General features: G+C 60.3%; 20 protein-coding genes and 1 pseudogene. All 21 read left to right on the forward strand.

Going from position 1 to position 9,006, the window contains the following annotated elements:
- A pseudogene (gene tuf / locus ABIV12_RS02220) lies at positions 1-128 on the forward strand (elongation factor Tu); the annotation flags it as partial.
- A 71-nt stretch (positions 129-199) separates the two neighbouring features.
- Positions 200-511 carry a 30S ribosomal protein S10 gene (gene rpsJ / locus ABIV12_RS02225; RefSeq protein WP_348055785.1) on the forward strand — a complete coding sequence of 104 codons (312 nt, stop codon included), beginning with the start codon at positions 200-202 and terminating at the stop codon, positions 509-511.
- A gap of 25 nt (positions 512-536) precedes the next feature.
- Positions 537-1,181 carry a 50S ribosomal protein L3 gene (gene rplC, locus ABIV12_RS02230; protein WP_348055787.1) on the forward strand — a complete coding sequence of 215 codons (645 nt, stop codon included), beginning with the start codon at positions 537-539 and terminating at the stop codon, positions 1,179-1,181.
- A 10-nt stretch (positions 1,182-1,191) separates the two neighbouring features.
- Positions 1,192-1,794, forward strand: a complete 603-nt coding sequence (gene rplD, locus ABIV12_RS02235; RefSeq protein WP_348055789.1) for a 50S ribosomal protein L4 — start codon at positions 1,192-1,194, stop codon at positions 1,792-1,794.
- Positions 1,791-2,081 carry a 50S ribosomal protein L23 gene (rplW, locus tag ABIV12_RS02240; RefSeq protein ID WP_348055791.1) on the forward strand — a complete coding sequence of 97 codons (291 nt, stop codon included), beginning with the start codon at positions 1,791-1,793 and terminating at the stop codon, positions 2,079-2,081. Before rplD ends, rplW begins: the two co-directional genes overlap by 4 nt.
- Positions 2,082-2,093: 12 nt before the next feature.
- Complete coding sequence (gene rplB / locus ABIV12_RS02245; RefSeq protein WP_348055793.1) at positions 2,094-2,921, forward strand: 50S ribosomal protein L2; 828 nt, start codon at positions 2,094-2,096, stop codon at positions 2,919-2,921.
- Between the two features lie 3 nt (positions 2,922-2,924).
- Positions 2,925-3,209, forward strand: a complete 285-nt coding sequence (gene rpsS / locus ABIV12_RS02250) for a 30S ribosomal protein S19 (RefSeq protein ID WP_348055795.1) — start codon at positions 2,925-2,927, stop codon at positions 3,207-3,209.
- A gap of 12 nt (positions 3,210-3,221) precedes the next feature.
- Positions 3,222-3,551, forward strand: coding sequence for a 50S ribosomal protein L22 (gene rplV, locus ABIV12_RS02255; RefSeq protein WP_348055797.1), 330 nt, complete (start codon positions 3,222-3,224; stop codon positions 3,549-3,551).
- 18 nt (positions 3,552-3,569) lie between these two features.
- Positions 3,570-4,277: a 30S ribosomal protein S3 gene (rpsC, locus tag ABIV12_RS02260; RefSeq protein WP_348055799.1), complete on the forward strand. Its 708-nt coding sequence runs from the start codon at positions 3,570-3,572 to the stop codon at positions 4,275-4,277.
- Between the two features lie 3 nt (positions 4,278-4,280).
- Positions 4,281-4,694, forward strand: coding sequence for a 50S ribosomal protein L16 (rplP, locus tag ABIV12_RS02265; RefSeq protein WP_348055801.1), 414 nt, complete (start codon positions 4,281-4,283; stop codon positions 4,692-4,694).
- Complete coding sequence (rpmC, locus tag ABIV12_RS02270; protein ID WP_348055803.1) at positions 4,694-4,888, forward strand: 50S ribosomal protein L29; 195 nt, start codon at positions 4,694-4,696, stop codon at positions 4,886-4,888. The genes rplP and rpmC overlap by 1 nt, the downstream gene beginning before the upstream one ends.
- A gap of 2 nt (positions 4,889-4,890) precedes the next feature.
- The gene (rpsQ, locus tag ABIV12_RS02275; protein WP_348055805.1) at positions 4,891-5,154 is read left to right on the forward strand and encodes a 30S ribosomal protein S17; all 264 of its coding nucleotides are present in this window, start codon (positions 4,891-4,893) and stop codon (positions 5,152-5,154) included.
- A gap of 28 nt (positions 5,155-5,182) precedes the next feature.
- Positions 5,183-5,551 carry a 50S ribosomal protein L14 gene (rplN, locus tag ABIV12_RS02280; protein ID WP_348055426.1) on the forward strand — a complete coding sequence of 123 codons (369 nt, stop codon included), beginning with the start codon at positions 5,183-5,185 and terminating at the stop codon, positions 5,549-5,551.
- A gap of 12 nt (positions 5,552-5,563) precedes the next feature.
- Entirely contained in the window at positions 5,564-5,878 is a 315-nt protein-coding gene (gene rplX, locus ABIV12_RS02285; RefSeq protein ID WP_348055807.1) for a 50S ribosomal protein L24, read from the forward strand.
- 11 nt (positions 5,879-5,889) lie between these two features.
- Positions 5,890-6,429 carry a 50S ribosomal protein L5 gene (gene rplE, locus ABIV12_RS02290; protein WP_348055809.1) on the forward strand — a complete coding sequence of 180 codons (540 nt, stop codon included), beginning with the start codon at positions 5,890-5,892 and terminating at the stop codon, positions 6,427-6,429.
- Between the two features lie 14 nt (positions 6,430-6,443).
- Positions 6,444-6,749 (forward strand): 30S ribosomal protein S14, encoded by a 306-nt coding sequence (rpsN, locus tag ABIV12_RS02295; protein ID WP_348055811.1) that lies wholly within the window; start codon positions 6,444-6,446, stop codon positions 6,747-6,749.
- A 70-nt stretch (positions 6,750-6,819) separates the two neighbouring features.
- Positions 6,820-7,215 carry a 30S ribosomal protein S8 gene (gene rpsH / locus ABIV12_RS02300; RefSeq protein ID WP_348055813.1) on the forward strand — a complete coding sequence of 132 codons (396 nt, stop codon included), beginning with the start codon at positions 6,820-6,822 and terminating at the stop codon, positions 7,213-7,215.
- A 19-nt stretch (positions 7,216-7,234) separates the two neighbouring features.
- On the forward strand, positions 7,235-7,762 hold the full coding sequence (rplF, locus tag ABIV12_RS02305; RefSeq protein WP_348055815.1) for a 50S ribosomal protein L6: 528 nt from the start codon (positions 7,235-7,237) through the stop codon (positions 7,760-7,762).
- Positions 7,763-7,836: 74 nt separating this feature from the next.
- A complete protein-coding gene (gene rplR / locus ABIV12_RS02310) occupies positions 7,837-8,190 on the forward strand; it encodes a 50S ribosomal protein L18 (protein WP_348055817.1) in 354 nt (117 codons plus the stop codon).
- A 188-nt stretch (positions 8,191-8,378) separates the two neighbouring features.
- On the forward strand, positions 8,379-8,891 hold the full coding sequence (rpsE, locus tag ABIV12_RS02315) for a 30S ribosomal protein S5 (RefSeq protein ID WP_348055819.1): 513 nt from the start codon (positions 8,379-8,381) through the stop codon (positions 8,889-8,891).
- A partial coding sequence (locus ABIV12_RS02320; RefSeq protein ID WP_348055821.1) for an uL30 family ribosomal protein occupies positions 8,884-9,006 on the forward strand: 123 nt, incomplete at its 3' end. The genes rpsE and ABIV12_RS02320, both read left to right, overlap by 8 nt.

Consider the following 9,006-nt stretch of genomic DNA (forward strand, 5'->3'; position numbering starts at 1 on the left):
CGGGCGACAACGTGAAGATGGTGATCACGCTGATCCACCCGATTGCGATGGACGAAGGTCTGCGCTTCGCGATCCGCGAGGGCGGCCGCACGGTCGGCGCCGGTGTGGTGGCGAAGATCGTTCTGTAGGACACATTGGCAAAAGCGGCGCGCCGGAAACGGCGAGCATTCGAACAAACGCTCTTTAGGAAGACACGGCAATGGCGGACCAGAAGATTCGTATTCGGCTCAAGGCTTTCGATCATCGCCTGATCGATCGTTCCGCGAGCGAAATCGTCGAGACGGCGAAGCGCACCGGCGCGCAGGTGCTCGGTCCGATTCCGTTGCCGACCAAAATCGAGCGGTACACGGTTTTGACGTCACCGCACGCCGACAAGGATGCGCGCGACCAGTACGAGACGCGAATCCACAAGCGTGTGCTGGATATCGTCGATCCGAACGACAAGACCGTGGACGCGCTGATGAAGCTCGACCTCGCGGCCGGCGTCGACGTCCAGATCAAGTTGCATTGAAGTACGCAGGTAACGGGATACGATGATGAGTATCGGATTGGTAGGTCGTAAATGCGGCATGAGCCGCGTCTTTACCGAAGATGGCCGCTCGATTCCGGTGACGCTGATCGAAGCGACGCCGAATCGTGTGACTCAGGTGAAGACGGTCGAAATCGATGGCTACAGCGCCATCCAGGTTACGTCGGGCAAGAAGCGCGCTGCGCTGATCAACAAGCCGCTCGCGGGTCATTACGCGAAGGCCAAGGTCGAAGCGGGTCGTGGCTTGTGGGAGTTCCGCGTCGAAGCGGGTGAGCTCGGCAAGTTTGCGGTTGGCGGCGAGTTGAAGGCGGACGAGGTGTTCTCGGTCGGTCAGAAAGTCGATGTCGCCGGAGTGACCAAGGGCAAGGGCTTCCAGGGCACGATCAAGCGCTGGAACTTCTCGATGGGCGACGCGACGCACGGCAACTCGCTGTCGCATCGTTCGCCGGGCTCGATCGGCCAGCGCCAGACGCCGGGCCGCGTGTTTCCGGGCAAGAAGATGTCCGGCCAGATGGGCAACGTGAACCGTTCGTCGATGAATCTCGAAGTCGTCAAGATCGATACCGAGCGCCATCTGATCGCGATCAAGGGTGCGGTTCCGGGTGCTCCGGGCGGCCATGTGATCATCCGCCCCGCCGCGAAGTCGAAGTAAGGAGGACGCCATGGAACTCAATGTCATTGGCGCCAAGCCCGTCACCTTGTCCGATGAAGTATTCGGCAAGGAATTCCGCGAAGACCTCGTGCATCAGGTCGTCGTCGCTTACCGCAACGCGGGTCGCGCCGGTACGAAGGCGCAGAAGACGCGTTCGGAAGTAAACGGCACCACCAAGAAATCCAAGAAGCAGAAAGGCGGCGGTGCGCGCCACGGCGCGTTGAAGGCGCCGATCTTCCGCGGCGGTGGCGTGACGTTCGCTGCAAAGCCGCGCAGCTTCGCTCAGAAGGTCAATCGCAAGATGTTCCGCGGCGCGATGATCTCGATCCTTTCCGAGCTCAACCGCCAAGGTCGCATCTCGTTGGTGGAGTCGTTCGGCGTCGAACAGCCGAAGACGAAACTCATGCGTGCGAAGCTCGACGAGTTGAAAGCGACGGGTCGCGTTGTACTGGTTGCCGAGAACGCGCCGGAGTCGTTGTTCCTGGCGGCCCGCAACGTGCCTTACCTGCACGTTGTCGACGTCTCGGCGCTGGATCCGGTCAGTCTCGTCGGTGCGGACAAGGTCGTGATGACCGTCGAATCGATCAAGCGCATCGAGGAGTGGCTGGCATGAAAGAGCAGCTTTTCAGCGTCCTGCGTGCACCGCATATCTCCGAAAAGAGTGCGCGGCTGCAGGAAATCAACCAATACGTGTTCGTGGTCTCGCCGACCGCAACCAGAGCCGACGTCAAAGCGGCTGTCGAAGGACTGTTCAGCGTCGAGGTCAAGTCGGTGAACCTGGTCAACGTCAAAGGCAAGGCCCGGGCGTTCCGTTCGCGCTCCGGTACGCGCAGCAACAGGCGCAAGGCTTATGTACGTCTTGCCGATGGTCAGACCATCGACGTTTCGGCCAAGGCGTAAGGTGACCAACCCATGGCATTGATCACAGTAAAACCAACTTCTCCTGGACGTCGCGCGGTCGTACGCGTCTTCACGCCCGGTCTTCACAAGGGCGACTCGTACGGTCCACTGACCGAATCGCAGTCCAATACCGGTGGTCGCAACCATTACGGTCGCATCACCACGCGACACAAGGGCGGCGGCTCCAAGCAGAACTACCGCATCATCGATTTCAAGCGCGACAAGGAAGGCATTGCCTCCCGCATCGAGCGCATTGAGTACGATCCGAACCGCACCTCGCATATTGCCCTGTTGCTGTTCGTCGATGGCGAGCGTCGCTATATCATTGCGCCGAAGGGTGCAAAGGTCGGCGACCAGCTGATGTGCGGTCACGACGCGCCGATCAAGGTCGGTAATTCGCTTCCGCTTCGCAACGTGCCCATCGGTTCGACCGTCCACTGCATCGAGATGAAGCCTGGCAAGGGTGCGCAGATCGCACGTTCGGCAGGAGCGTCCGCGCAGCTGGTTGCTCGCGAGCAGGGTTATGCAACGCTGCGTCTTCGCTCCGGCGAAATGCGCAAGGTTCCGGCCGAGTGCCGCGCGACCATCGGCGAAGTAGGCAATACCGAACACAGTCTGGAGAAGCTCGGCAAGGCTGGTGCGAGTCGTTGGCGCGGTGTGCGTCCGACCGTCCGCGGCGCAGCGATGAATCCGGTTGACCATCCGCACGGTGGTGGTGAGGCCAAGGCTGGACAGGGCAATCCACATCCGGTGTCCCCGTGGGGCACGCCGGCCAAGGGTTACAAGACACGCAAGAACAAGCGCACGACGCAGTTCATCGTCCGCGATCGCAGGGGTTGATAGATGGCTCGCTCTCTCAAGAAAGGCCCGTTCGTCGATCATCACCTCCAGAAGAAGGTGGAAGTCGCGAGTGCCGCAAACAACAAGCGCCCGATCAAGACCTGGTCGCGTCGTTCGATGGTCATCCCGGAAATGGTGGGCTTGACGCTGGCGATCCACAACGGGCGTCAACATGTCCCGGTGCTGGTCAACGAAAACATGGTCGGCCACAAGCTTGGCGAGTTCGCGGTCACGCGGACGTTCAAGAGCCACGCGGGCGACAAGAAGTCCTCGGATTCGAAGAAGTAACGGATGAGCACGATGGAAGCCAAAGCGATTCTGCGCAGCGCGCGCATCTCACCGCAGAAAGCGCGTCTGGTCGCTGACCAGGTGCGTGGAATGGCGGTCGGTCGAGCGACCAACCTGCTCACCTTCAGCGACAAGAAGGCAGCCCACCTGATCAAGAAGGTGTTGCTGTCGGCGGTCGCCAACGCCGAGAACAATCTCGGCGCAGACGTGGACGAGCTTAAAGTCGCCCGCATCTTCGTCGACGAGGGCGCGGTCCTCAAGCGCATGCATGCACGCGCCAAGGGTCGCGGCTCACGTATTTCCAAGCGCACGAGCCACATCACCGTGGTTGTCGGCGAATAAGGCACAGGAACCGAAACGATGGGTCATAAAGTTCATCCCACGGGTATCCGCCTTGGCATCAGCAAGGACTGGAATTCGAAATGGTTCGCCGGCAAGCGCGATTATGCGCAGTATCTCGGCGCGGACCTGAAGGTGCGCGAGCTGCTGAAGAAGAAACTCTTCGCAGCCGGCATTTCGAAGATCCTGATCGAGCGCCCGGCCAAGACCGCTCGCGTGACGATCCACACGGCTCGCCCGGGTGTCGTCATCGGCAAGAAGGGCGAAGACATCGAAAAGTTGCGCAAGGAAGTTTCGCAGGTGATGGGCGTTCCCGCCCACATCAACGTGACCGAAGTGCGCAAGCCCGAGCTTGATGCGCAACTGGTCGCGGAGTCGATCGCGCAGCAGCTCGAGCGCCGCATCATGTTCCGTCGCGCGATGAAGCGCTCGGTTCAGAATGCGATGCGTCTCGGAGCGCTCGGCATCAAGGTCAACGTCGGTGGACGCCTCAACGGTGCCGAAATCGCGCGTTCAGAGTGGTATCGCGAAGGTCGCGTTCCGCTGCATACGCTGCGTGCGGACATCGACTATGGCTTCGCCGAAGCGAAGACCACGTACGGAATCATCGGTGTGAAGGTCTGGGTCTACAAGGGTGAAGTCTTCGACCTGCACGCCTCTCAGCAGGAAGCCAAGGCCGAAGCGTCGGACGAACGTCCGCCGCGCCGCGCGCCGAAGGCGGGAGCGTAAGTCATGCTGCAACCCAAGCGCACCAAATACCGCAAGGTCCAGAAGGCCCGCAACCGAGGCCTGGCCTATGTCTCGAACAAGGTCAGCTTCGGCGAGTACGGGCTGAGGGCGACGACGCACGGTCATTTGACCGCACGTCAGATCGAGTCTGCACGTCGCTGCATCACGCGTTACGTCAAGCGTGGTGGCAAGTTGTGGATTCGCGTGTTCCCGGACAAGCCGATCTCGAAGAAGCCGATCGAAGTCCGCATGGGCAACGGCAAGGGCAACGTCGAATTCTGGGTGGCCCCGGTGCAGCCGGGCCGCATGCTGTACGAGATGGAAGGCGTGACGGAGCTTGAGGCGCGCGAAGCGTTTCGCCTGGCTGCCGCCAAGCTTTCGGTACAGACCCAATTCGTTACCCGGACGGTGCTGTGATGGAACTGAAAGAACTCCGCCAGAAGAATCCGCAGCAGCTCGGCGAGCATCTCGTCGAACTGCGTCGCGAACAGTTCAACCTGCGCATGCAGAAGGGCGCCGGGCAGCAGACACAGACGCATCAGTTCGGTCGCGTCCGTCGTGAGATCGCGCAGGTCAAGCATCTGCTCGGCTCGAAGAAGATGGGAACGTGAGCATGAATGACACCGATAAGGTACAGCGCACCGTCGAAGGTCGCGTCGTCAGCAACAAGATGCAGAAGACCGTGACTGTCCTGCTCGAGCGCCAGGTGCAACATCCGCTGTACGGCAAGATCGTGCGTCGGTCCACCAAGGTCCACGCGCATGACGAGGCCGGCGAGTGCAAGGAAGGCGACGTCGTCCGCATTGCGGAATGCCGTCCGCTGTCGAAAACCAAGAACTGGCGCGTCGTGAAAGTCGTCACGCGCGCAGAAGCCTGAAACGTGCAGAGCGGAAGGAGCGAGTAACATGATCCAGATGCAAAGCACGCTGGCAGCAGCGGATAACAGCGGCGCACGCGAATTGATGTGCATCAAGGTGCTGGGTGGTTCCAAGCGCCGTTATGCCCACATCGGCGACGTGATCAAGGTGTCGGTGCGTGAAGCGATTCCGCGCGGCAAGGTGAAGAAGGGTGAGGTTTACGATGCCGTGGTCGTGCGGACCCGCAAGGGTGTGCGTCGGGCCGATGGGTCGCTGATCCGCTTCGACGGCAATGCTGCCGTTCTGTTGAACAACAAGCTCGAGCCGATCGGCACCCGTATTTTCGGGCCGGTCACGCGCGAGCTGCGCAGCGAACGATTCATGAAGATCGTCTCGCTCGCGCCGGAAGTTTTGTAAAGAGGTTTAACGATGAACCGTATCCGCAAAGGCGACCAGGTAATGGTCATCGCCGGCAAGAACAAGGGTCAGAAGGGCGAAGTGACGCGCGTCGCGGGTGAATCCGTGTTCGTGCAGAACATCAACCTGATCAAGCGCCACACGAAGCCGAATCCCCAGGCGAACCAGCCGGGTGGAATCATCGAGCGTGAGGCTGCGATCCATATTTCCAACGTAATGCTGTTCAACACCGTCTCCGGCAAGGGTGAACGCGTGGGATTCAAGACGCTCGAGGATGGGCGCAAGGTCCGCGTGTATCGTCCTTCCGGTGAAGTGATTGACGCCTGAGGTTTGCTGCCATGACGCGTCTTGAAAACATCTACAAAGAACAGGTCACGCCGAAGCTGATGGAACGCTTTGGCTACGCCAACATCATGCAGGTGCCGCGCCTGTCCAAGATCACACTCAACATGGGCGTGGGCGAGGCGGTCGGCAACAAGAAGATTCTCGAGAACGCGGTCGGTGACATGGCGAAGATCGCCGGTCAGAAGCCGATCATCACGCTCTCGCGAAAGGCGCATGCCACGTTCAAGATCCGTGAGAACTGGCCGATCGGCTGCAAGGTGACCTTGCGCCGGACCCGCATGTACGAATTCTTCGATCGCCTGATCAATATCTCGCTTCCCCGCGTACGTGATTTCCGCGGCATTTCGGGTCGTTCATTCGACGGTCGCGGGAATTTCAACATGGGCCTGAAGGAGCAGATCATCTTTCCCGAGATCGACTTCGACCAGATCGATGCATTGCGCGGAATGGACATTGCGATCACCACGACCGCGCGCAACGACGAAGAAGCCAAGGCGTTGCTCGAAGCCTTCAGCTTCCCGTTCCGCAACTGATTGGGAGTCGAGACATGGCAAAGCGTTCAATGATCAACCGCGAAGTGAAGCGCACCAAGCTGGTGAAACAGCATGGCGCGAAGCGCACCGAGCTGAAGAAGATCGTCGCCAGTACGACGGCGTCGTACGATGACAAGCTGGCCGCAGCGGTGAAGCTGCAGAAGCTTCCACGGGATTCCAGTCCGACCCGCCAGCGCAACCGCTGTGCATTGACGGGCCGTTCGCGGGGCGTCTACAGCAAGTTCGGCCTCGGCCGCCACAAGTTGCGCGAAGCGACCATGCGCGGCGATGTGCCGGGCCTGCGCAAGGCCAGCTGGTAAACAACACAATTCAGGTGATCCGCTTCAGGCGGATGCACCCGGATATCGATGCTAGATGAGGAATTGAACCATGAGCATGACTGATCCCATCGCCGACATGTTTACGCGCATCCGTAATGCGCAAGCCACGGGCAAGCGCTCGGTGGCCATGCCGGCGTCGCGCGTCAAGCAGGCGCTTGCGAATCTGCTGAAGGATGAAGGCTACGTCGCCGAGGTCCAGACCCAGGTGGTCGACGGCAAACCCAAGCTCGAGATCGCGTTGAAATATTATGAAGGCAAGCCGGTGATTGCGCGTATTGAACGCATCAGTCGTTCGGGCTTGCGCGTTTACCGTGGCAAGGACGATCTGCCGAAGATCCTCAACGGCCTCGGCATTTCGATTGTTTCCACGTCGTCCGGGATCATGACCGACGCACAGGCCCGCAAGCAGGGTCTGGGTGGCGAAGTCATCGGTCTGGTTGCGTGATCCTGGAGGAATAGAAACCATGTCACGCGTTGGAAAGAAACCCGTTGTACTGCCCAAGGGCGTCGAGTGCCAGGTGCAGCCTGACCAGATCACCGTCAAGGGCCCGAAAGGCAGCCTGATGATGGCGGCTCCGAGCGGTGTCGATGTGTCGGTGGAAAACGGCCAGGTGCAGTTGAAGGCGCGCACCGACGATGACCACAAGATGGCCGGCACGGCACGCGCGCTCATCAACAACATGGCAATCGGCGTCAGCGAAGGCTACGCGCGAAAGCTGGAACTGGTCGGCGTCGGTTATCGTGCCGCGCTCGCCGGCAAGGATCTCAATCTCAGCCTCGGCTTCTCGCATCCAGTCGTGTTCAAGGCGCCGGAAGGCATCACGATCGAAGTGCCGATCCAGACCGAGATCCTGATCAAGGGCAACGACAAGCAGAGCGTCGGCCAGGTGGCTGCGAAGATCCGCGCGTTCCGTCCACCGGAGCCCTACAAAGGCAAGGGCGTTCGTTACTCCGGCGAGAAGATCAACATCAAGGAAGCCAAGAAGGCGTAATCGCGGTCGATCCGCGGGAGAGGCGAGCAGTGTGTTCGCGATCTCCATGAGCCTTCAGCTTCGGGAGCACTACCATGATCAAGAACATTGCAAGACTTCGCCGCGCCAAGACGACGCGTTCCCACATCCGATCGCTCGGCGTGCCTCGGCTGAGTGTTCATCGCAGCTCGCAGCATATCTATGCGCAGGTGTTCAGCGCGGATGGCGACAAGGTGATCGCAGCTGCCTCAACGGTGCAGAAGAGCGTTGCCGACGGTTTGAAAGGAACGAAGAACAAGGATGCCGCGGCAGCCGTTGGCAAGGCCGTTGCCGAGCTCGCAATCAAGGCAGGTATCGAGAAAGTGGCATTCGACCGCTCAGGCTACCGTTATCACGGTCGTATCCAGGTGCTGGCGGATGCAGCGCGCGAGGCTGGCCTCAAGTTCTGAGGATTGCGCGGTCCTTTCGAGATCGTTGCAACTCTGGAAATCGCCGGTCGCTGGACGCATGTCTGGCGCTGGCAATGAACGTGCTACACCGGATTTGAGCGTTTCCGGAACGGGATACACCACAATTCCAAGCGGCCTCGCCGCAAGCAGAAGTCCGCACCGTTTACGGGCGGCATGACAGGTGAAACATGGCGAACAACAACGAACGTGAAAGCGCCGATGGCTTGCTCGAGAAGCTCATCGCCGTCAACCGTGTGGCAAAAACCGTCAAGGGTGGCCGCCAGATGAGCTTCACCGCTCTGACCGTGGTCGGCGACGGCGATGGCCGCGTCGGATTCGGATATGGCAAGGCGCGCGAAGTGCCGATCGCAATCTCCAAGGCGATGGAGCGTGCGCGCAAGGCCATGGTGAAGATCGAATTGAACAGCGGCACGCTGTTCCACGCAGTGAAGGCGCACCACGGTGCCGCCAAGGTTTACATGCAGCCTGCCTCCGAAGGTACCGGCGTGATTGCCGGCGGTGCAATGCGCGCGGTCCTTGAAGTGGTCGGTGTGAAGAACGTCCTCGCAAAGGCAGTCGGTTCGCGCAACCCGATCAACCTGGTGCGCGCAACGATCAATGGCTTGCAGGCGATGGTGTCGCCGCAGCGTATTGCGTCCAAGCGCGGCAAATCCCTCGATGAGGTGCTTGGCAATGAGTAAGACAACGGCAACTGCAGGCAAGACGATTCGCGTCCGCCTGTTCAAGAGCGTAAATGGTTGCAAGGGCCGTCATCGCCTGAGCGTGCGCGCCCTGGGCCTGCGCAAGCTCAATGAC

Source organism: Dokdonella sp. (genome assembly GCF_039926425.1).
GTDB lineage: Bacteria > Pseudomonadota > Gammaproteobacteria > Xanthomonadales > Rhodanobacteraceae > Dokdonella_A.